The sequence below is a fragment of the Sphingomonas sp. Mn802worker genome, from assembly GCF_000382485.1.
Classification (GTDB): Bacteria; Pseudomonadota; Alphaproteobacteria; order Sphingomonadales; family Sphingomonadaceae; genus Sphingomonas.
Genome location: NZ_AORY01000004.1, coordinates 386,560 through 406,182, shown reverse-complemented (window position 1 = coordinate 406,182; position 19,623 = coordinate 386,560). Strand labels below are relative to the sequence as shown.

Below are 19,623 nucleotides of genomic sequence, written 5' to 3'. Positions count from 1 at the left end.
CCGTCTATTCCGGGCGCTTGGTCGTTAATCGAATGATCTGCCTGAACGCGACGCCGATCCCGAGGAACAGCGCGACGATCAGCGCCCAGGGCGTGGTGCCGAACCAGCGGTCGATGAGCCAGCCGATCAGCGCCGAACCGACAAGACTTCCGATAAGGGCGGCCAGAACACGGTTGCCGAGCTGATAGCCCGCCTCTCCGTCGTCACGCACCACCCCCGTGCGCTTCGCTTCGTCCCTGCGAGCCCGTTCCAGTCGCTGATCCAGCGAGGCGAGCCGCGGGTCCTCCGCGTCGTGGAAATCCTGTCCGAGACCGTTATCCGCCACGCGCCACCCCTCCACATCGTTCATGCCGGGGAGGTAAAGCGCACGGTGGGCAAGCGACCCCGCCAAGGCGCCGCCCGGTTAGCCGGGGGGTCGGGGGGTGTCAACCATTGTGACAATCGTGCGGGGCACGCCACGCGGGCTAACGCGAGCGCGCAAGCGGGCGCGATCTCAGGTGGGCGGCGTCAGACGCAACGCGGGTCGCGCGTTGGTGCGCCGCCGCCGCGCGTCTCCCAGCTCCCGCCAGGCGTGCGATACTTCTCGCCCGCCTGCGTCTGCGCGATCAGATTGCACCCGCTGGTGAAGGCGAGCTGCTCGACCGTCGCACCCGAGGCCTGCGCCTTCTGCGTATAGGCCGCCTTCCGCTGAATGTTGATGTTGCTGACCAGCGCGCGCAGTTGCGCGTTGCCCGCGCCGACCACGCCCAAATAGCCATCAGGCTGCTCCCCCACCTCGCCCGCCGAGCGCGCGGCGGCATAAGCGGGATCGCGCTGCGCGAACGCCGCGCCCGAGACGCCTGCCAGCGCCACCGCAGCGGCGAGCATCGTGATGGTCTTGCGCGAGATGACGGTCATGGCGTTAGAATATCCCTGGGTTCTGCTTGATCAGCGACTTGGCATCATTGTCGAGGCGGTAGACCACCTCCTGCGTCACGTTGATGTTGAGGTTGATCTCGATCGGCTTCGTTGGCGCCGAGATGTTGACGCAGCCGCCATTGATCAAGAGCGGCAGCATCAAGAGCGTTGCCCCCGCGATCCACCGCATCTTTCCTGCCCCGATTCGGCTCACCCTCGTTGCTCCTGTTACGCTCATGGCACGATCTCGCTTGCGGAAGACTGAATGGGTTTGACGAGCGGCACGTCGGTGGTTGCTCCAGTATCCGGGAGTGCGCCGGGTGTAGTGCGGCGGTTCTGACCTTCGATCAGCTGCTGCAGATTGCGCGCGACCAGCCGTTGCGGATCGTAGAAGCTCGCCGCCGAATCGATCAGCCCCCTGAACGGCGCGCGAATGCGGATGTTGAACAGGATCGGCAATCTGGTCAGCCGCCGGATCAGGAAGTTCGACTTGGCCCCGGCCCCCTGCCTGATCCCGGCGAAGCGCACGTCGGTGATCATCTCGCCCGCCAGCGGCCCGTTCATGCCGATATAGAGATTGCGATAGGTGAGCGACTTAAGCATCTGAAACGCGTAATTGCCCCAGAAGCCGAGGTTCTTCTTATTCAGCTCACCCACGTAGGCGAGGCTGCCGCCCCCTCGCGCCGTCAGCCGCCCGCCCTCGATCCGCCCGCCGCTGTCGTCGAAGATCATCGGCAGCACGCCGTCGAACGTGCCGGTCGCGTTCAAATTCTTGAAATCGAATTGTTGCAGGAACGCGCCCGCCTCCATGCCCTCCACGCGGAAGGTCAGGTGCCGCACCTGCGGGCTGGAGAAATTGAGCATCGTCGGCTCGAGCGTCAGGATACCGCCGGCGAACGGCCAGATACCGTTCGACACCTTGATCCGCGTGCCCGGTAACGTCTGATAGGTGAGGCGACCATCGGTGACCGGTACGCCCGGGTTGATCGAGCGGACGGTCGCGATCTGATCGGGCGCGCTTTCCAGCGCCAGCAAGTCGGTGAAGCGGATCGTGCCCGACAGGCCTTCGACAGGCCCGAACGCGGCGGCGAGCGCGGTGTCGGTCGTCGAGAAAGTACCGTTGCTGGTCACCCCGTCCGCGCTCCAGGCGATGTCACCGCGGCCACGCACGGTTCCGCGCACGTCGGCGATGACGCCAAACGTCAGCGGGGTGATAAGCTCGGGCTGGAAATTCTCGCCGAAGGTGATGCTGGGCACGATCAGTGCGGCATGGCCTGCGCCGGTGCCGAGCCGGTGATCGATCGTCACGTCGGCGACCTTCACGCCGCGCGTCGGCTCGAACAGCGTGCCCCCGGCCGTGATGTCGCCCCCGGTCAGCGTCAGGCGAACCTCGCGCGCGTTCATCGGGTTGAAGCGCGGGCTTGTCGCCGCGTCACGAACCTTCAACCCACCGGCAAGCGCGAGCGTGCCGGTGGCGAAGCGCCAGTCGCCCGCTCCCTCCCCGAGCAGCAGCGGCACGTTGGCGATCTGCCCACCGAGCGCACTGAAGCGACCGGCCACGCCGCTTTGTTCGACCCTGCCGGTAAGTTGGCCTGCATCGATGCGCGTCTCGCGGGCGGGAGCGCCGATTCGCGCGCGTACACCGTCAAGCTGGAACCTGCGCATGGAAAGCGACAGCCGCGCCCGCGTCGCCGCCACGCTGAGCGGCGTGCCGCCGATCGTTCCCGACAGCTCAGTCGCGGGCAAGCGTGCACCCCCGCTCACGCCGCGGCCGCTTTGCTCTACCAATGCCGAACCGGTCGGACACAAGACAAGACGCGCAGGATCAAGTCGCAGCGACGAGATTCGCAGTCGCTCGAAGCGCACGGGCGTGCAGGCGGAATTGAGGCGCAGGTTCGAGCCTGCCCAACGCACGTCGAGCGGCATTGTCAGTCCATCGACGCGACCACCCGGCAGCGGACCCGACAACAACGCCTGCGTTGTCACCTGACCGCCACGCGCGCCGATGGTGAAGTGAATACGGTCGAGCGCTAGCGCCGAATCGTCGGCCGCGTATCGCGCCATGCTCGCCTCCCCGGTCAGCGCGGCGCCGTTGCTCGTTCGGGAGAAGCGCGCGATGACCTGCGGCACGCCGCCGCCGCCCACGCGAAGCGTGCCGGCTCCCTCAACGGCGCCGCCGCTGTGCCAACGCAGCGGCTGCGCGCTCACCAGTGCCGCACGCGCGCCGGTCGCAGATGACAAGCTCGCCCGATCGATCGTGACCGCCGTCGCCTCGGCAAAGCTGGCAAAAAGCGTCACCGAGCCCGACAGATCATGTGCGGCACGGCGAACAGCGGCAGTTACCTGCGCAACGATCGGAGCTATAGGGGTGCCCGCCACCACAGCGGGCAGGCGCGGCGCGAGCGTGCTTAGGTCGACGCCGCGCACCGACACCTGCCCGCCGTAGGTGGCTCCCATCGATCCCAAGTTGAGACTGCCATCCAGCGATGCGCGCGCAATCCTTGTTCCGCCCGCGCGCGCCTGCTCGGCGTGGAGCGTCACCGGCACGATCGCGGCACCGTTCGCGCCGATGCTGAAGGCCAGCTTCCCGGCCAACGCGGCGACGCGCACGTTGCCATAGCGGGCAGCGCCGGTGCGCAGGGTCGCACGCGCCGTAGAGCGCGCAGGATTGCCTACGACGAGCCGCGCGTGCACGTCGCTGGCGAGATCGGCGACCTGCGCGCCGCCGCACGCAACGCCAGTCGCACGAAGCGGACCATCGAGCGATATGGCGTAGCCGCCGCGTGGCGCTGGCCCGAGCGAACGGACCCGTCCCGCACCGCGAAGCTGGCGTGCGCTGCATTGCCCCTGCGCCAACACCCGCGACGCGAGCGCATATCGGCCGGCAAAGCCCCGATCGAGCCGACCTCGGCCTGACAGGCTGATCCCGGCCACGCCGTACGGCGTCTCCAGCCGCATCGCGCCATCGGCGAGTTGCAGGTCGAGCGCAGGCAGCGTCGGCGCGCCGCTGCCTCCTTTCGGAATCAGCCGATCGAGTGCACCGAGCGAGAGCTGCCCGCCGATCAGGCGTCCGCGCACGCGCACGCGGCCGGCATGCACCGCGATAAGGTGTGCGCCGTGGAGCCCGACATCGGTATGCGTCTCGACCCAGTCGGCGACGAGGTCGGGATGCGCCGGATCGCCGATGACGACATCGGTCAGCCGCTGCCGCCCGAACCCCAAGTCGCTGACGTGGTAGCGCGCGGGCACGCCCTTGCGCGCCAGTTCGCGGTCGATCACGCGCGTCGCAATCGGCACGCGGCTGAGCCACACCCCGCCGACCGCAGCGAGCACGAGCGTCGAGCCGGCGACCAGCACGCGCGCGCGTCGGCTGTTGACGGGCGATCGCCTCACTTGGTCGTCCGATCGCGCGCCGCTCATGCGCCGAGCAGCATAAGGCGGCGTCGCCTGCGTGCAAATGCCCGGCCGCTGTAAATATCGCCCGGTTGTCCGGCGCGGCGCGCCGACCTAGCCTGCCGCCCCATGACGGCTGCGCCTTCCCTCTTCGGCTCGGATCCGGTCGTCGACGAACCGGATCAGCGCGCCATCGACGCGAAGGGGCATCGTGAGCGCTTGCGTACACGGCTGCTTGAGGATGCCGAAGGGCTACTCGACTATGAACTGGTCGAATATTTGCTGACCCTTACCATCCCGCGCATCGATACCAAGCCGATCGCAAAAGCGTTGCTGCGTGAATTCGGCGGTATCGGTGCTGCACTTTCCGCTGATCCTGCCGAATTGCGGCGAGTGAAGGGCGTCGGCGATAGCGGCATCGCCGCGCTCAAGATCGCGCATGCCGCCGCGATCCGGCTGGTCCGCAGCGCAGCGGTGGAACAGCCGGTGCTGTCGAACTGGCAGGCGCTGGCCGATTACCTCCACGCCGACATGGCGCACGACGCGGTGGAGCGGTTCCGCGTGCTGCACCTGAACACGCGCAACATGCTGGTGCGCGACGAGGTCATGTCGCGCGGCACGATCGACGAGGCGGCGGTGCACGTGCGCGAGGTCATCAAGCGCGCGCTTGATATCGGATCGGCCGCACTGATCCTGGTGCATAATCACCCGTCGGGCGATCCCTCCCCCAGCCAGGCCGACATCCGCATCACCCGGGCGATCGTGGAGGCGGGCAAGCCGCTCAACATCCAGGTGCACGACCACATCATCGTCGGTCGCAACGGTCAGACCAGCCTGCGGTCGAAAGGCGTGATCTAGCCGCACGCAAAAACGGCCGCCGGCAGGTGCCAACGGCCGTTTGCATTATCGCTTAGTCAGCCTCGCTCAGCCGGCCTGTTTCGCGCTGCTGCTGAGGAAGGTCGCGAGCTCGGCCTTGCTCACGCTTGCCGACTTGTCGCTGTCCGCCTTTCGGAAGGCAGCATCGTTCCACGCCTTGTCGGGCTTGGCGCTCGGATCGGCCTTCGCCTTCAGCGTATCCATCCAGCTCGCGAACTCGATCTTGTTGAGCGAGCCCGACTTGTCCTTGTCATAGGTCGCGAACTCGCTGTCGACGATCGCGGCGACCTGATCGGGCTGATTGGTGCCCTGCGTCGCTGCGTCGGCTGGTGCGGTCTCGGTCGGCGCGGTTTGGCTGCTCTGCGCCGGTGCGTTGGTGGCCGCTGCCGCCGTGGCGGGATCAGCTTGCGGTGCGGACGCAGTTGTCGCCGGGCTCTGCGGAGTTGGCGTCGCACCTTGCGAAGTCGTTTGCGTCTGCTGCGCAATTGCGGGAGCCGACATCGTCATCGCCGACGCGAGAAAAACAAACTTGAGCATCACCGTCTCCTTTTGGTTCTAACCGTGTGCTAAAGAAAAGATAAGGCTGCACTTTAGAACAAGCAACCTTCACCCGATACCCGGGATCATTACTTGAATGTACCGAAACAAGCTCGTTTGTCGCGGATTTGCTAGGGTTTGACGGCTTTGCTAACGGCGGCACCATCGCTGTTCGGGTGCGACGACCCGTTATCCTGCCGCGGCATGCGGTGCCCGGAAGGGCGCTGCGGCCAAGTCATATGAAAGGAGCCGCCCCACGTGATCGCCCGCTATTCCCGCCCCGACATGGCCGCGCTGTGGACGCCCGAGGCGCGCTATCGCATCTGGTTCGAGATAGAGGCGCACGCGACCGACGCGCTCGCCGAACTGGGGGTGGTGCCGAAATCGGCGGCGGCGGCGCTGTGGCGCTGGTGGGCGACCGACCCGGAGATCGACGTCGCCGCGATCGACGCCATCGAGGCGGTGACCAAGCATGACGTCATCGCCTTCCTGACCTGGGTTGCAAGCCAAGTGGGCGATGAGGCGCGCTTCATGCATCAGGGCATGACCTCGTCCGACGTGCTCGATACGACCTTATCGGTGCAGCTGGCACGCGCGTCGGATATCCTGCTCGCCGATCTCGACGCGCTGCTCGTCGTGCTGGAACGCCGCGCCCGCGAGCACAAGTTGACGCCGACGATCGGGCGCAGCCACGGCATCCACGCCGAACCGGTGACCTTCGGGTTGAAGCTGGCGGAGGCCTATGCCGAGTTCCGCCGCAACCGCGAGCGGCTGGTCGCCGCGCGCGCCGACATCGCGACCTGCGCGATCTCGGGCGCGGTCGGCACGTTTGCGAACATCGATCCGCGCGTCGAGGCCCATGTCGCCGAGAAGATGGGTCTGACGATCGAGCCCGTCTCGACGCAGGTGATCCCGCGCGACCGCCACGCGATGTTCTTCGCAACGCTTGGCGTCATCGCCGGCTCGATCGAGCGCGTCGCGGTTGAGGTGCGCCACCTGCAACGCACCGAGGTGCTGGAGGCGGAAGAATATTTCTCGCCCGGACAGAAGGGCTCGTCGGCCATGCCGCACAAGCGCAATCCGGTGCTGACCGAGAACCTGACCGGCCTTGCGCGGATGGTGCGCGGCTATGTCACCCCGGCGCTCGAGAATGTCGCATTGTGGCATGAACGCGACATCTCGCATTCTTCGGTGGAACGCTACATCGGGCCGGATGCCACGATCACGCTCGACTTCGCGCTCGCGCGGCTGACGGGGGTGGTCGACAAGCTGCTGGTGTATCCCGAGAGGATGCAGAAGAACCTCGATCGCATGGGAGGACTCGTCCACTCGCAGCGCGTGCTGCTCGCGCTGACGCAGGCCGGCGTGAGCCGCGAGGATTCATATCGGCTGGTGCAGCGCAACGCGATGAAGGTGTGGGAATCGGATGGCGAGTTGTCACTGCTCGACTTGCTCAAGGCCGACCCCGAGGTCACCGCTGCGCTTTCCCCGGCCGAGATCGAGGACAAGTTCGACCTCGGTTATCATTTCAAGCACGTCGACACGATCTTCGGCCGCGTGTTCGGCTGAGTTCAGGGCAGAGCGGCGGCCGGGCGCGAGTTGAGGATGACCACGCCGCTGCCGTTCTTGTTCTCGGTCACGATCAACGTGTAGATCTCACCCGCCGCACGCGCCTGCGCGAAGGAGGCGGCATCGTCCGGGGTTGCCCGCCACGCATCGCCATTGCGCCACGCGCGATAGGTCGATGAACCGGCGTAGCGGAACAAGGGCGCGACGTTCAGCAGGTGCGCGACGGCGGCGTCGACTCCCCTGACCGACGCCTTGGTGAAGACGCTGCACGTCTCCAACCGCTCGGTTGGCTGAACCGTCTCGCCGGCAGCGACATGCTCGTCGCGGTCGGGTGCGCGTGCGGCGACGACGAGGCCGCGCGCCGGCTGTTCGGTGATCCAGCCTGTGCGAGTGGCGCGGCGTGCGATCGTTGCCGGATCGAACGTGACGCACAGGCGTGTCGCGTCGCTGACGATCTGCGTGGCAGAAGGCGGAGGCGCGAGCGAGTAATCGGCGAGCATGATGATGCGTCCGTTCAACCCGGTCCACGGAGCTTAGCAGCGGCACCGAAAAGAGCCAAGCACGTCACACGATTGCATCAACTGCAAGCAAGATTGTTGCGCACGTTTGTTGCGCGGTGGAGCAACGATCTTCATATCGTCGGCACCGGACGATCCGGTACTGGAGACCCCACATGCGCATGTTCGAAACCGCGGCCAGCACGATGCTGGTGATCGCGGCGCAGGCGCTGGTGGTCGGCGCCATCATCACGACGCTCTGACCTATCGGCCCTCCGCCTTCGCTTCTGCGGGGGCGGGTTGGCCGGGTCGGCCTCCCCTTTGCTCCTTCGCACGACTAAGCCGCGCCCATGACGATCCTGGGTGCAGTGCTGGCAGGCGGACATGCGACGCGTTTCGGGCGCGACAAGGCGCTGGCGTTGTTGGGCGAGACGACGCTGCTCGACCACGCACTCGCCAGTCTCAGACCGCACGTCGATGCACTAGTAGTGATCGGCCGCGAGCACGCGCCCGTGCCCACCGCCCCCGACCTTCCTTTTCCCGATCTCGGTCCGCTCGGCGGAATCGCAGGCGCGCTCGCCTATGCGCGGGATCACGGGCACGCGTCGGTGCTGACCACCGCCTGCGATACGCCGAGCCTGCCGCGCGCACTCGTGGCGGCGTTGCTGGCGAGCGAGGCGGCACACGCGGCGGGGGCGCCGACAGTCGGGCGTTGGCCGGTCCGTTTGCTGGAGTCGCTGCTCGCGCACCTGCAATCAGCTGAGAGCCGCTCGATCAAACATTGGGCCGCAACGCAGCAGGTAATCGCGGTGCTGCCCGGTGTCACCGTGGCGAATATCAACACGCCGGATGATCTGGCGCGCCTCGCGTCTAATCAGATTCCTCCGGCGGTGATCTGATAGCCTGCATCCTCAAGCGCCTTGGTCAGCGCAGCAAGGCAGCGATCGACCAGCGCTTCGTCGGGTGAGCGCACGACGAAGTTCGCGCCGACGCGGCCTTCGCGAAAGAACGGGTAGCTGCCGATCGCGACGCCCTCGTGCGACTTCTCCGCCTGCCGAAGCGTGTCGGCAACCTCGCTCTCCGCCACCCAGCCGCCGATCGACTTCGACACGACCGGGCGCCCGCCCTCCAGCGTGCCCGTGAGCGTGTCGAGCATGCCGGCGGTGATGTGCGGCACGCCTGCCATGATGAAGATGTTCGCGATCCTGATCCCCGGCGCACCCGACACGCGATTCTCGATCAGGTCCGCGCCCACGGGCACGCGCGCCATGCGCAGCCGCGCCTCGGTCAGCCCGCCGCGCGTTTCGTAATAGCGCGTCAGCGTCTCGACCGCGCGCGGGTGATGCTCGACCCCTACGCCCAACGCGGCGGCAATCGCGTCGACGGTGATGTCGTCGTGCGTCGGGCCGATCCCGCCGGTGGTGAACAGGTAATCGTTGCGCGCGCGCAAGCTGTTAACCGCCTCGACGATCGCCTCCTCGCGGTCGGCAACGACGCGTACCTCGGCCAGGCGAATGCCCTGGACGTTCAACCACGCGGCGATCTGCGCGACATTCTTGTCCTGCGTGCGCCCCGACAGGATTTCGTCGCCGATCACCACCAATGCGGCGGTCCAGATGCGTTCGCTCATGTATCAGGTCCTTATCGGCAAGCGCCCAGCCTCGCAAACGCGGGTCGTTCGCGCTATATCCGAGCCCATGACCAACTACGTAACCGTCACCAGCGACGCGCCGCTTGGGCGCGATGGCGCGATCAAGCTGCACGGACGCGACGCGTTCGACGGCATGCACAAGGCCGGGCGGCTCGCCGCCGAGACGCTCGATATGATCGTGCCGCACATGGTGCCGGGCGTGACCACGGCCGAGATCGACCGGCTGATCTACGACTTCATCGCGGAGCGCGGCGGCGTGCCCGCGACGCTCGGCTATCGCGGCTACACGCACTCGACCTGTATTTCGATCAACCACGTTGTCTGCCACGGCATCCCGTCCGACAAGACGCTGAAGTCGGGCGACATCGTCAACGTCGACGTGACGCCGATCGTCGATGGCTGGCACGGTGATTCTAGCCGCATGTACCTGATCGGTGATGTACCGTTGAAGGCGAAGCGACTGGTCGAGGTGACGTACGAGTGCCTGATGCTCGGGCTGGAGCAGGCTAAGCCCGGCAACCACATGGGCGACATTGCGCACGCGGTGCAGCGCCACGCCGAGGCGCACCGTTACGGCGTGGTGCGTGATTTCTGCGGCCACGGCGTCGGGCGACTGTTCCATGATGCGCCGGAGGTGGTCCATGTCGGACGGCCGGGCACCGGACCCGAACTGCGCCCCGGCATGATCTTCACCGTCGAGCCGATGATCAACGTCGGTCGTCCCGATGTGAAGCTGCTCGACGATGGCTGGACCGCGGTGACGCGCGACCGTTCGCTGTCGGCGCAGTTCGAGCACTCGATCGGCATCACTGAGGACGGGTGCGAAATCTTCACTACCTCACCCGCGGCACTGCACAAGCCGCCTTACGCCTGATGGTGCTTGCCCGTTTATTGGGCACATCATGCAGCCTTGCTCAATTTCGCGGCATGGAAACGGCGGAAATCCGCGCTTTTCTGCCCTTGCTCTCTGACCCTGCGGCTGGCACGTTCGCTGCAAGACGGCGCACCGGGGTGTCGGTCGGGGTTTGGGACGTTCTTGCGTGAAGAAGATCGAAGCGATCATCAAGCCGTTCAAGCTCGATGAAGTGAAGGAAGCGCTGCACGAAATCGGCGTGAGCGGAATCACCGTGACCGAGGCCAAAGGCTTCGGTCGGCAGAAGGGTCACACCGAACTCTATCGCGGCGCCGAATACGTCGTTGATTTCCTGCCCAAGGTGAAGCTTGAGGTCGTGGTCGAGGACAGCCTCGCCGAGCGCGTGGTGGAGGCGGTCGCCGCCGCCGCGCAGACCGGGCGTATCGGCGACGGCAAGATCTTCGTCATGCCGGTCGAGACGGCGCTGCGCATCCGCACCGGCGAGCGCGACAACGACGCGATCTGACTCATCGACCAACTGCGGGTCACCGAGCTGGCGACACATATCCTCTAGGTTCCATCACAGCCGGCCGACTGGTCCGGCGCACGATCAAGGAAGAAGCGACATGGCGAACACGGCCGCAGACGTTCTGAGCAAGATCAAGGACGAGGAGATCGAGTGGATCGACCTGCGCTTCACCGATCCCAAGGGCAAGTGGCAGCACCTGACCATGGTCGCGAGCGTCATGGGAGAGGACGAGTGGACCGACGGCCTGATGTTCGACGGCTCCTCGATCGAGGGGTGGAAGGCGATCAACGAGTCGGACATGATCCTCAAGCCCGACCTCGACGCGGTCTACACCGATCCGTTTTCGGCGACCCCGATGCTGATCGTGTTCTGCGACATCGTCGAGCCGTCGACCGGCGAGGGCTATAGCCGCGACCCGCGCACCACCGCCAAGCGCGCCGAGGCCTATGTCGCGCAGACCGGGATCGGCGACACGGTGTATGTCGGGCCCGAGGCCGAGTTCTTCATGTTCGACGACGTCCGCTTCGACACGTCATACAACCAGTCCTATTTCAAGATCGACGACATCGAGCTGCCGACCAACACCGGTCGCGAGTACGAGGGCGGCAACCTCGCGCACCGTCCGCGCGCCAAGGGCGGCTACTTCCCGGTCGCTCCAGTCGACTCGGCAGTCGACATCCGCGGCGAGATGGTCACGACGATGCTTGAGATGGGCCTGCCGTGCGACAAGCATCACCACGAAGTCGCCGCGGCGCAGCATGAGCTGGGTCTGACCTTCGGCACGCTGACGCAGACCGCCGACCGCATGCAAATCTACAAGTATGTCGTGCACCAGGTCGCGCACGCTTACGGCAAGTCGGCGACATTCATGCCGAAGCCGATCAAGGAGGACAACGGATCGGGGATGCACACGCACTTCTCGATCTGGAACGGGAAGGAGCCGCTGTTCGCGGGCAACGGCTACGCGGGCCTGTCCGACACCTGCCTGTATTTCATCGGCGGCGTCATCAAGCACGCGAAGGCGATCAACGCCTTCACCAACCCGACGACCAACAGCTACAAGCGTTTGGTGCCGGGCTACGAGGCGCCGGTGCTGCTCGCTTATTCGGCGCGCAACCGTTCGGCGTCGTGCCGCATCCCGTACGGAACGGGGCCGAAGTCGAAGCGCGTCGAGGTGCGTTTCCCTGACGCGATGGCGAACCCCTATCTCGCTTACGCCGCGCTGCTGATGGCGGGCCTGGACGGTATCCAGAACAAGATCCATCCGGGCGAGGCGATGGACAAGAACCTGTACGACCTGCCGCCGGCCGAACTGGCAGAAGTGCCGACCGTCTGCGCGTCGCTTCGCGAGGCACTCGACAGCCTGATGGCTGACCACGACTTCCTGCTGAAGGGCGACGTGTTCACCAAGGATCAGATCGAGGCCTATGTCGAACTGAAATGGTCGGAAGTCGCGCGCTGGGAGATGACGCCGAGCCCGGTCGAGTTCGATATGTATTACAGCGCCTGAGTGGCACGCGGCAGCAGCGCTGCCCGCGAGACCGCGAAGGCCGGCCGGCCTCGCTCGGCGAGGACCGACGACGCGGCTTCGCCGCGGCGCTGCGACCATCAAGAAAAGGCGCTCGGAGCGATCCGGGCGCCTTTTCTCGTACGCGAACATAAGAAGCGTCACCCCGGATCAGGTCCGGGACGACGTGAGTAAACCGACGAAGCTCAGAAACTCAGCGCCGCGCGCGCCGCGATCCGGTCACCCGCGTTGTTCCGCGCCGCAAACGGTGACAGCGATCGCCGATCGTCGATGTCCGTGCCGGTATATTCGACCGTCAGCACCAGCGGCCCAGTCGCGTGTTGCACGCCGAACGACCAATCATAGTAGGTGCCGTCCGGACGCAACCGTGCCGCGCGGACGGCATCATCGACCGCTCCGCTCGACCGCCCCGCACTGGCGGTGAAGCTGAACGGCGTCAGCGGCAAACCGACGCGCCCGCGCACCGCCAGATACAGGTCGCTGCCGCCGATCGCGTCCTGCGACGGCGCATAACGCGCCTCGACGCCCGCCTGCGCGGGTCCAAGCGTGTAATTGGCACTCGCGCCGCCCTCGTAATAGTTGAGCGGACCGTTGCCGTTGGTGAATACATGCCCGGTCGCAAACGCATCAAGCCGGAAGCCGCCGAGCAACTGGCTGTAGCCGAGCGTCGGCTCGAACACCGCGTCGGCGCCGCCGTGACGCGGGTCGCCGCGCGTGGTCAGCGCACGCACACCGATGTCGAACCCGCTTGAGAGATCGAGGCGGGCCGAGGCCGCAAGCGCACCCTCGCCGTCGCTCCAGCTGATTCCGCGACGGCGCTCATCAGTCGTCGCCTCGACGCTGGCGTGCGGCGTTAGCTGGGCCTGTGCGGCCTGACTGGCGCCGAGCAGCGTCACTGCGGCGAGAGCGATGGTACGCATCAACTATCCTTGTCTTTGTTGCAGTTCGGCGATCAGGATCGAGCGGCCGTGCGCGGCAACCTTGACCAAGTGCACACGCATCCGCTCACGCGCTGCCGCCACCTGCGCCCGGATAGCCGTCGCCTGTCCCGCGCACCACCCCGGACGCATTCCATTTGCCAGTGCCGGAGCCTCGATCTGTCGCGTTGATCGTTGTCCCGCATGCTCTGCCTGCCGTTCGACCATCACGCGCGCCGTCCAGCGACAGTGCAGCGTGGCGGGGCGACCGGGCGCCGACGCTGCGCCAACCTGTTGCATGTGCGAAATCACGGTGCCGCGATACGTAACGTCAACTGCGGCGCCGGCGTGATCGAAGCGTTCATGGTACACGTGCGGGGGTCCAGCCACACCGGCAAGCAACGTGATGGCGACAAGCACGAACATGACCCTCTCCCGGACAGGTGTCATCAGACATCGGCAGGGCGATGCTCCTTCACCCGCGCCGCTTTAATGAAGCAGGCTGGCGGGATATCAAACGTATCTTCACGGTCGCAAAGCCGACCACGGCTGCCGAGAGTGGTTGCGGCAGAAGCAACCGCATACCGCCTGCCGGGATCGTCTGGCGGCCGTGCCATCACGCGAGTGGACCATCGGGATCAGTTCGTCGCGCTTGCGAACGGAGGGCGCTTCGTCGATGTTGCGCGGCGATGCACGCGACCACACCAACCTTTTCAAGCACCAGCATGCCTCGTGCGCAGTTGCGAGTGGATAAACGTTGCGCGGATCGTGGCCTCATGAGCACTCGCGACGTCGCCCCGGCCTGACACGATGCCGCTTTACTCCCCCGCCGTCTCAACCATCGCCGAGACGATCCAGGTGTCGCTCAGTCCGGTGTTCATGCTCGCGGGCATCGGCGCTTTGCTCAACGTGCTGGCGGGCCGGTTGTCGCGCGTCGTCGACCGTGCCCGTGCGCTGGAGGTGCTTCACCCGCGCTCGACCGGGCATGAACACGATCGGCACGTCGCCGAGCTTCGGCTGCTCAACAGACGGATCAGCATCATCAACGCCGCGCTGCTGATGGGCGTGTCGAGCGCGGTGATGACCTGTGTCGTGGTGGCATTGCTGTTCGTCGCTGCCTTGCTCAAATTTCACATCGGACAATATGTCGCCGCCGGGTTCATCCTCGCGATGCTGCTACTGATCGCCAGTTTGGTCGCGTTCATGATCGAGGTGCGCGTGTCGCTGCGTGCGATCCGTATCCGCGACGAATTGCTGCGATGACGGGTCCGCTTGGGCGGCAGACGCGTTCAAATAGATCAATCATCGGGTGAGCGCCACGTGGCAACAGTGCTGAAGATCGTCGCGGGCGCGCTGCTGCTGATCGTCGTGGCGGCGTGTCTGGTGGTAACGATCGTGCCGCGCTTCCTTGACCGTATCTATTACGAGGGGCCGGAGAGCGGGCATTTCGACGGCGCGCGCTTCTTCAACCCTGACGGTGACGACACGATGCGTATGCCGGGTGGCCGCGGACGTGGAGGTTTCCTTTGGCGGCAACTGACCGGCGACGACGGGCGACCCGAATGGCCGACCAGCGTTCCCGTTCGCGCGACCAAGCCTGCGGCGCGAGTTGAGGGCGAGCGGATGGTAGCGACCTGGATTGGTCATGCGACCGTGTTGGTGCAGACGCAGGGGCTGAACATCCTGACCGATCCAATCTACGCCGATCGCGCGGGGCCGTTCGGTTTGGGGCCGAAGCGCGTTGCCCCGCCCGCGATCGCGTTCGACGATCTGCCGCCGATCGACCTCGTACTCGTCAGCCACAACCATTACGATCACCTCGACCAGGCCGTGTTGAAGCGGCTGTGGCAGCGCGACCATCCGCGGATCGTCACCAGCCTGGGCAACGACAGCGTCATCGCGCAGACGGGCGCGCAGGCGACCGCGCTTGACTGGGGTGGCCGGATCACCGTTCGTCCGGGTGTAGAGGTCACGGTGACGCGCAACCATCACTGGGGCAGTCGCTGGTTCACCGATCGCAACCGCGCATTATGGTCGAGCTTCGTCGTGCGCCTGCCGAGCGGTGGTAACCTGTTCTTTGCCGGCGACACCGGGTTCGGCGACGGACAGTGGCCGAGCGAGGCCGCGTCACTCGGACCCGTTCGCCTGGCGCTGATCCCGATTGGCGCTTTCCGCTTCGCGCCCGGTCAGATGTCGGTCGGCAGCCACATCGGCCCGGCGGAGGCAGCATTGGTCTATCAGCGACTGAGCGCGTCGCGCGGCATCCCGATCCATTGGGGCACGTTCCGGCTGTCGTATGAGGGATATGACACACCGCCCAGGATGCTGGACGCCGCGATGCGCTGTCTCGGCGGCAGCGGGTTCGCCGGTGTTCCGCTCGGACAGCCACAGGAGATCGCCCCGGCCACGTCGCCGTCTTCCAAGACGGCAATGACGCGCGAGGCGATGCTGCGCTGCCTCGACACGCCCGCGGTGCGTGCGCTTCGCTGACCGGAACGATCACACCGCCAACGCGCTGACACGCGCATGAGCAACGACAACCGCAAGATCAGCGACGGCCCGAACGGCCGTCCGCTCGGCGACAGCATCTCCAGCCTAGGCCCCGGTATCCCCGACGACGCGCTCGCACCCGGCGAGGTGCTACCAACTCCGCCGAGCGATGAGGAGGTCGAGGCCTGCAAGCGCGCGCTGGGCGCCGACGACTAGGTGCGGTCGCCGCCTGATGCTGACGGCGACCGAGATCCTCAGCGCGTCGGATCGATGAGATACTTCTCGCCGGTCGCCTTGCGGTCGTAGGCACGGATCACTTCGGGATCGAGCGCCTCGGCCAAACCGATCGTGCGCGTATATTTGCTGGCAAAGGTCGCGGTCAGTTCATCAACCACGCGACGACGCATGCGCCCCACCACCTCGGCGCCGGCGCGCTTCATAAACGGGGTCAGCAGCCAGCCCGACACGCTCCACTGGAACCCGAAGGCGAGCCGGTTAAGGGTGGTCGGCGACAAGTCGAGCGCGCCATAGATGTAGAGCTGCTTGAAGCTGTCCGAGCCGTAGCGGCTGAACTCGGTCATGTTCCGCGCCGCCGCCTGCTCCATCGCCTGCACGATGTCGCTGCCGAGCGTCCCTCCCCCGATCGCGTCGAACGCGACCGTCGCCTGCGTCTCCGTGATCGCGTCAACCAGCTTGCGACGGAAATCCTCGTCCTTGCTGTTCAGGACGTATTTGGCGCCGATGCCGTTCAGGATCTTCGCCTGCTCGTCCGAGCGAACGATGTTGACCAGCGGCATGCCGTCGGCGAGGCAGATCTTCTGCAGCATCTGCCCCAGGTTCGATGCCGCGGCGGTGTGGACGATGGCCTTGTGACCCTCCATTTGCGCGGTCTCGACGAAGCCCAGCGCGGTCAACGGGTTGACGAACATCGACGCGCCGTCGGCGGCGCTTGCGCCCTCAGGCAGCGGTACCACGTCGCGCGCCTTGAGCTTGCGGAACTGCGCGTACATGGCGCCGCCCATCATGCCGACGCGACGGCCCATCAATTGTTCTGCACCGGCACCAGCCGCGACGACCGTGCCCGCACCCTCGTTACCGACCGGCAGCGACTGGCCGAGCCGCGCGCGCACCCCGCCCTGCCGCGCCGGTGCGATCTGGAAGGTGACGGTCGGACGATCGCTGCTGCCGGACGTCTGCAGCGTCGACACGTCCGCGGGTCCGAGCAGCAGGCCGAGATCGGACGGATTGATCGGCGCGGCCTCCACGCGGACGACGATCTCGCCCTCGCCCGGCGGAGGAAGCGTCGTCTCGGCCAGGTCGAGCACCAGCGTGCCGTCTTCCTTGGCGGTCGAGCGCAGTTCGAGGCCCGTGAACGTGTCCGACATCCGTCTTCTCCTTTTGTGTTATTTCGTGAGCGGAGGCGCTATTTGCGCTCCCACGCCTTCTCGCCGCCGATCCATGTCTGGAGCACCTGCGTACCGCGCAGTTCGGCCGGGGCGGCGGTCGTCGGATCGCGATCGACGATCACGAAGTCGGCCTTCTGCCCGGGCGCGAGATTACCGAACTTGGCCTCCGCAAAGCCGGCGTAGGCAGCACCACCGGTGAACGCCCACCATGCCTGCTCGCGCGTCACCGCCTCCTGCGCGCGCCAGCCACCGATGGGCTGACCGCTCGCGTCGGTGCGCGTGAAGGCGGCCGCCCAGCCCGCCCAGGGATCGGGCCGCTCGACCGGGAAGTCTGACCCGAACGCGAGCCCGGCACCGTTCGCCAGCATCGTGCGCCACGCATAGGCGCCCGCCAGCCGTGCCTCGCCTAGCCGTGCCTCCGCCATCACGCGGTCGCCGGTCGCGTGGGTCGGCTGCATCGAGGCGATGATGCCGTTCTTGCCGAAACGCGGCAGGTCGGCGGGGTCGACCACCTGCGCGTGCTCGATCCGCCAGCGCCGATCGCCCTTGTAGGTCTGCGACAATTCGCCGATCGCATCCAAGACCTGCTGGTTGGCGCGATCACCGATCGCGTGGACGGCGACCTGGTAATTGTCCATCGCCGCACGGCTCATCGTGTTCTGCAACTGGTCGTCGGTCAGGAAGCCGAGCCCGCGGTTACCCGGCGCATCGGCGTAGGGCGCCTTCAACCACGCCCCGCGCGACCCGAGCGCGCCGTCGGCGTAGATCTTGACCCCTTCCAGCCGCAGCCGGTCATCGTACAGCCACGGCGTCGGGCCCGTGCCGCCGATCATCACCGTGGTATCGATGCCGTGGCCGTAGGACATGATCCGCACGCGCAACGCGCCGATGTCACCCATCCGGCGATAGGTCATCCAGTCGTCGATCGTCGTTCCCATGTCGGCGACCGCGGTGACGCCGTAGCCGAGCAGGATCTGCTGCGCCTTGAGGAACGCGGCGGTGCGGTCCTTCGCCGATACCGGCGGCACTGCGCGATCGAACAATTGCGTCGCCGCGTCGACGAACACGCCCGCGGGAGCGCCACCCGCACCCTTCTCGATCCGACCGCCGGTAGGGGCAGCCGTCGCAGCGGTGATCTTCGCGGCGCGGATCGCGGCGCTGTTCGCCCAAGCGGCGTGGCCGTCGGCGCGCGTCAGGTAGACCGGGCGGTCCGACACGACGCCGTCAAGGTCGGCCGCGGTCGGAAAGCGACCCAGCCCCCATTTCTCCTGGTTCCACCCTGCGCCGATGATCCACTGCCGCTCAGGGTTGCCCTTTGCGTATGCCGCGATCTTCGCCTTCGCCATCTCGAGCGAGGTCGTGTCCGACAAGTCGAGCGTCAGCGCCTGTAGCCCGAGTTCAATGACGTGGCCGTGCGCGTCGATCATGCCGGGGACGAGCACGCGCCCTTTCATGTCGGCGCGCCAGTCGTACACCGGTCCCGGGTTCTTCCTGGTCCGCTTGGGCGGTTGCTCGTCGGGTGCGACCAGCCGGACGACGCGGCCGGCCTTGTCGATCACCATCGCCTTGAAGCGGATCGTCCGGCCCTGCTTATCAAGCGTCACGCCCTGCACATTGTCGACCAGCCCGTCGGCGAAGGCAGGGGACGCGATCAACGCCGCGGCGCAGGCGAGGAGCGGAAGGCGGGAACGACGGTTGGCGTACATGCGTCTCGCTGTATGATGCGCAGGCAAGTTTGGCGAGAGCAGGCAATGCGGGTTCTGATGACGGCAGCGGCGATGGTCATGGCAACGAGCGTCGCGAAAGCAGAGTCGGTCAAGACCGGCGACTACAGCTTCATCTACAGCTACCCGGCTGAAGCGGCGGCGATCCCGCAACTGCGGGCGCGACTGAATGCCGAGGACAAGGCGCTGAAAGGGAAAACAGCGCGCGACGCTGCCGCCGCCCGCCGCGAGTCGAAGAACGGCAGCTTCCCGTTCCGCGCCTACGAAACGCAGAAGACATGGAAGGTCGTCACAAGCACGCCGCGCTTCCTCAGCCTGTCGTCGGATGCCTATGAGTACACCGGCGGCGCGCACGGCAACCCGTCTTCGGGCGCGCTGGTGTGGGACAAGGCGCGGGGCGTCGGGATCGATCCAACGCAGGTGTTCACCTCCACGGCTGCGTTGCAGCGCGTGATCGCTCCAACTTATTGCGCGCGGCTGAAAGCGGAGCGGTCCCGCCGCCTCGCACCCTACAAGGACACCAGCGACACATTCAGCCAATGCCCGACGTTGAAAGAGCTGACGCTGCTGCTCGGCTCGAGCAACCGCCAGAGGATCGATCGCATCGGGCTGATCGCCGACCCCTATGTCGCCGGCTCCTATGCCGAAGGTGCGTACGAGGTGACGCTACCGGTCACGCCCGCGATCCTTTCGGCGGTGAGGCCCGCCTATCGTGCAGCGTTTGCGGCGCGGTAGGCGTTGCCGGACATGGAGGCT

Annotated in this window: 21 protein-coding genes; 10 read left to right on the top strand and 11 right to left on the bottom strand. The window is 66.4% G+C overall.

Annotated elements, in window-relative coordinates; all coding sequences use genetic code 11:
- Nucleotides 1-4 precede the first annotated feature (4 nt).
- The 4 genes from SMN802W_RS0105515 to SMN802W_RS16495 form a co-directional block, all read right to left on the bottom strand.
- Complete coding sequence (locus SMN802W_RS0105515) at nt 5-349, bottom strand: AtpZ/AtpI family protein (protein WP_019515899.1); 345 nt, start codon at nt 347-349, stop codon at nt 5-7.
- A gap of 158 nt (nt 350-507) precedes the next feature.
- Nucleotides 508-897, bottom strand: a complete 390-nt coding sequence (locus SMN802W_RS0105510) for a YdbL family protein (protein WP_019515898.1) — start codon at nt 895-897, stop codon at nt 508-510.
- Between the two features lie 4 nt (nt 898-901).
- Nucleotides 902-1,057, bottom strand: a complete 156-nt coding sequence (locus SMN802W_RS17530) for a YnbE family lipoprotein (RefSeq protein WP_019515897.1) — start codon at nt 1,055-1,057, stop codon at nt 902-904.
- Between the two features lie 74 nt (nt 1,058-1,131).
- Complete coding sequence (locus tag SMN802W_RS16495; protein ID WP_019515896.1) at nt 1,132-4,317, bottom strand: intermembrane phospholipid transport protein YdbH family protein; 3,186 nt, start codon at nt 4,315-4,317, stop codon at nt 1,132-1,134.
- A 102-nt stretch (nt 4,318-4,419) separates the two neighbouring features.
- Here SMN802W_RS16495 and radC point away from each other — a divergent pair, with 102 nt between their 5' ends.
- Nucleotides 4,420-5,148, top strand: a complete 729-nt coding sequence (radC, locus tag SMN802W_RS0105495) for a RadC family protein (RefSeq protein WP_019515895.1) — start codon at nt 4,420-4,422, stop codon at nt 5,146-5,148.
- Between the two features lie 66 nt (nt 5,149-5,214).
- Here the strand turns inward: radC and SMN802W_RS0105490 are convergent, their stop codons facing one another.
- Nucleotides 5,215-5,703: a hypothetical protein gene (locus tag SMN802W_RS0105490; RefSeq protein ID WP_019515894.1), complete on the bottom strand. Its 489-nt coding sequence runs from the start codon at nt 5,701-5,703 to the stop codon at nt 5,215-5,217.
- A 258-nt stretch (nt 5,704-5,961) separates the two neighbouring features.
- Between SMN802W_RS0105490 and purB the strand changes: the two genes are divergently transcribed.
- Entirely contained in the window at nt 5,962-7,272 is a 1,311-nt protein-coding gene (gene purB, locus SMN802W_RS0105485; protein ID WP_026325784.1) for an adenylosuccinate lyase, read from the top strand.
- A 2-nt stretch (nt 7,273-7,274) separates the two neighbouring features.
- Here purB and SMN802W_RS0105480 read toward each other — a convergent pair whose 3' ends face one another.
- The gene (locus SMN802W_RS0105480; RefSeq protein ID WP_156818736.1) at nt 7,275-7,772 is read right to left on the bottom strand and encodes a hypothetical protein; all 498 of its coding nucleotides are present in this window, start codon (nt 7,770-7,772) and stop codon (nt 7,275-7,277) included.
- Nucleotides 7,773-8,119: 347 nt separating this feature from the next.
- Here SMN802W_RS0105480 and mobA point away from each other — a divergent pair, with 347 nt between their 5' ends.
- On the top strand, nt 8,120-8,668 hold the full coding sequence (mobA, locus tag SMN802W_RS0105470) for a molybdenum cofactor guanylyltransferase (RefSeq protein ID WP_019515891.1): 549 nt from the start codon (nt 8,120-8,122) through the stop codon (nt 8,666-8,668).
- Here mobA and SMN802W_RS0105465 read toward each other — a convergent pair.
- Nucleotides 8,644-9,399: a competence/damage-inducible protein A gene (locus SMN802W_RS0105465; RefSeq protein WP_019515890.1), complete on the bottom strand. Its 756-nt coding sequence runs from the start codon at nt 9,397-9,399 to the stop codon at nt 8,644-8,646. The genes mobA and SMN802W_RS0105465 overlap by 25 nt on opposite strands.
- Before the next feature lie 67 nt (nt 9,400-9,466).
- On the opposite strand from SMN802W_RS0105465, the gene map reads away from it, so the two are divergent.
- From map to glnA, 3 genes are all read left to right on the top strand, one after another.
- The gene (map, locus tag SMN802W_RS0105460) at nt 9,467-10,294 is read left to right on the top strand and encodes a type I methionyl aminopeptidase (RefSeq protein ID WP_019515889.1); all 828 of its coding nucleotides are present in this window, start codon (nt 9,467-9,469) and stop codon (nt 10,292-10,294) included.
- 166 nt (nt 10,295-10,460) lie between these two features.
- Complete coding sequence (locus SMN802W_RS0105455) at nt 10,461-10,799, top strand: P-II family nitrogen regulator (RefSeq protein ID WP_019515888.1); 339 nt, start codon at nt 10,461-10,463, stop codon at nt 10,797-10,799.
- Nucleotides 10,800-10,899: 100 nt separating this feature from the next.
- Nucleotides 10,900-12,312: a type I glutamate--ammonia ligase gene (gene glnA / locus SMN802W_RS0105450; RefSeq protein ID WP_019515887.1), complete on the top strand. Its 1,413-nt coding sequence runs from the start codon at nt 10,900-10,902 to the stop codon at nt 12,310-12,312.
- 203 nt (nt 12,313-12,515) lie between these two features.
- Here the strand turns inward: glnA and SMN802W_RS0105445 are convergent, their stop codons facing one another.
- Both SMN802W_RS0105445 and SMN802W_RS16490 read right to left on the bottom strand, forming a co-directional pair.
- Nucleotides 12,516-13,250 (bottom strand): TorF family putative porin, encoded by a 735-nt coding sequence (locus SMN802W_RS0105445; protein WP_026325783.1) that lies wholly within the window; start codon nt 13,248-13,250, stop codon nt 12,516-12,518.
- Nucleotides 13,251-13,253: 3 nt separating this feature from the next.
- Entirely contained in the window at nt 13,254-13,673 is a 420-nt protein-coding gene (locus SMN802W_RS16490) for a hypothetical protein (protein ID WP_019515885.1), read from the bottom strand.
- 384 nt (nt 13,674-14,057) lie between these two features.
- Here SMN802W_RS16490 and SMN802W_RS0105435 point away from each other — a divergent pair, with 384 nt between their 5' ends.
- The 3 genes from SMN802W_RS0105435 to SMN802W_RS0105425 are packed head-to-tail and all read left to right on the top strand — an operon-like array spanning nt 14,058 to nt 15,953.
- Nucleotides 14,058-14,510 (top strand): DUF2721 domain-containing protein, encoded by a 453-nt coding sequence (locus SMN802W_RS0105435; protein ID WP_019515884.1) that lies wholly within the window; start codon nt 14,058-14,060, stop codon nt 14,508-14,510.
- A gap of 57 nt (nt 14,511-14,567) precedes the next feature.
- Nucleotides 14,568-15,737 carry an MBL fold metallo-hydrolase gene (locus tag SMN802W_RS0105430; protein WP_026325782.1) on the top strand — a complete coding sequence of 390 codons (1,170 nt, stop codon included), beginning with the start codon at nt 14,568-14,570 and terminating at the stop codon, nt 15,735-15,737.
- Between the two features lie 36 nt (nt 15,738-15,773).
- Nucleotides 15,774-15,953, top strand: a complete 180-nt coding sequence (locus tag SMN802W_RS0105425) for a hypothetical protein (protein WP_019515882.1) — start codon at nt 15,774-15,776, stop codon at nt 15,951-15,953.
- A 38-nt stretch (nt 15,954-15,991) separates the two neighbouring features.
- Here the strand turns inward: SMN802W_RS0105425 and SMN802W_RS0105420 are convergent, their stop codons facing one another.
- A complete protein-coding gene (locus tag SMN802W_RS0105420; RefSeq protein ID WP_019515881.1) occupies nt 15,992-17,122 on the bottom strand; it encodes a zinc-binding dehydrogenase in 1,131 nt (376 codons plus the stop codon).
- A gap of 38 nt (nt 17,123-17,160) precedes the next feature.
- Nucleotides 17,161-18,849: an amidohydrolase gene (locus SMN802W_RS0105415; protein ID WP_019515880.1), complete on the bottom strand. Its 1,689-nt coding sequence runs from the start codon at nt 18,847-18,849 to the stop codon at nt 17,161-17,163.
- A 57-nt stretch (nt 18,850-18,906) separates the two neighbouring features.
- Between SMN802W_RS0105415 and SMN802W_RS0105410 the strand changes: the two genes are divergently transcribed.
- Nucleotides 18,907-19,602: a DUF4163 domain-containing protein gene (locus SMN802W_RS0105410; protein ID WP_162139995.1), complete on the top strand. Its 696-nt coding sequence runs from the start codon at nt 18,907-18,909 to the stop codon at nt 19,600-19,602.
- Nucleotides 19,603-19,623: the final 21 nt, after the last annotated feature.

Coding starts and splice junctions, on each gene's coding strand:
- SMN802W_RS0105515 (WP_019515899.1), bottom strand. CDS start 349: ATGAACGATGTGGAGGGGTGGCGCGTGGCGGATAACGGTCTCGGACAG.
- SMN802W_RS0105510 (WP_019515898.1), bottom strand. CDS start 897: ATGACCGTCATCTCGCGCAAGACCATCACGATGCTCGCCGCTGCGGTG.
- SMN802W_RS17530 (WP_019515897.1), bottom strand. CDS start 1,057: ATGCTGCCGCTCTTGATCAATGGCGGCTGCGTCAACATCTCGGCGCCA.
- SMN802W_RS16495 (WP_019515896.1), bottom strand. CDS start 4,317: ATGAGCGGCGCGCGATCGGACGACCAAGTGAGGCGATCGCCCGTCAAC.
- radC (WP_019515895.1), top strand. CDS start 4,420: ATGACGGCTGCGCCTTCCCTCTTCGGCTCGGATCCGGTCGTCGACGAA.
- SMN802W_RS0105490 (WP_019515894.1), bottom strand. CDS start 5,703: ATGCTCAAGTTTGTTTTTCTCGCGTCGGCGATGACGATGTCGGCTCCC.
- SMN802W_RS0105480 (WP_156818736.1), bottom strand. CDS start 7,772: ATGCTCGCCGATTACTCGCTCGCGCCTCCGCCTTCTGCCACGCAGATC.
- mobA (WP_019515891.1), top strand. CDS start 8,120: ATGACGATCCTGGGTGCAGTGCTGGCAGGCGGACATGCGACGCGTTTC.
- SMN802W_RS0105465 (WP_019515890.1), bottom strand. CDS start 9,399: ATGAGCGAACGCATCTGGACCGCCGCATTGGTGGTGATCGGCGACGAA.
- map (WP_019515889.1), top strand. CDS start 9,467: ATGACCAACTACGTAACCGTCACCAGCGACGCGCCGCTTGGGCGCGAT.
- glnA (WP_019515887.1), top strand. CDS start 10,900: ATGGCGAACACGGCCGCAGACGTTCTGAGCAAGATCAAGGACGAGGAG.
- SMN802W_RS0105445 (WP_026325783.1), bottom strand. CDS start 13,250: ATGCGTACCATCGCTCTCGCCGCAGTGACGCTGCTCGGCGCCAGTCAG.
- SMN802W_RS16490 (WP_019515885.1), bottom strand. CDS start 13,673: ATGTTCGTGCTTGTCGCCATCACGTTGCTTGCCGGTGTGGCTGGACCC.
- SMN802W_RS0105435 (WP_019515884.1), top strand. CDS start 14,058: ATGCCGCTTTACTCCCCCGCCGTCTCAACCATCGCCGAGACGATCCAG.
- SMN802W_RS0105425 (WP_019515882.1), top strand. CDS start 15,774: ATGAGCAACGACAACCGCAAGATCAGCGACGGCCCGAACGGCCGTCCG.
- SMN802W_RS0105420 (WP_019515881.1), bottom strand. CDS start 17,122: ATGTCGGACACGTTCACGGGCCTCGAACTGCGCTCGACCGCCAAGGAA.
- SMN802W_RS0105415 (WP_019515880.1), bottom strand. CDS start 18,849: ATGTACGCCAACCGTCGTTCCCGCCTTCCGCTCCTCGCCTGCGCCGCG.
- SMN802W_RS0105410 (WP_162139995.1), top strand. CDS start 18,907: ATGACGGCAGCGGCGATGGTCATGGCAACGAGCGTCGCGAAAGCAGAG.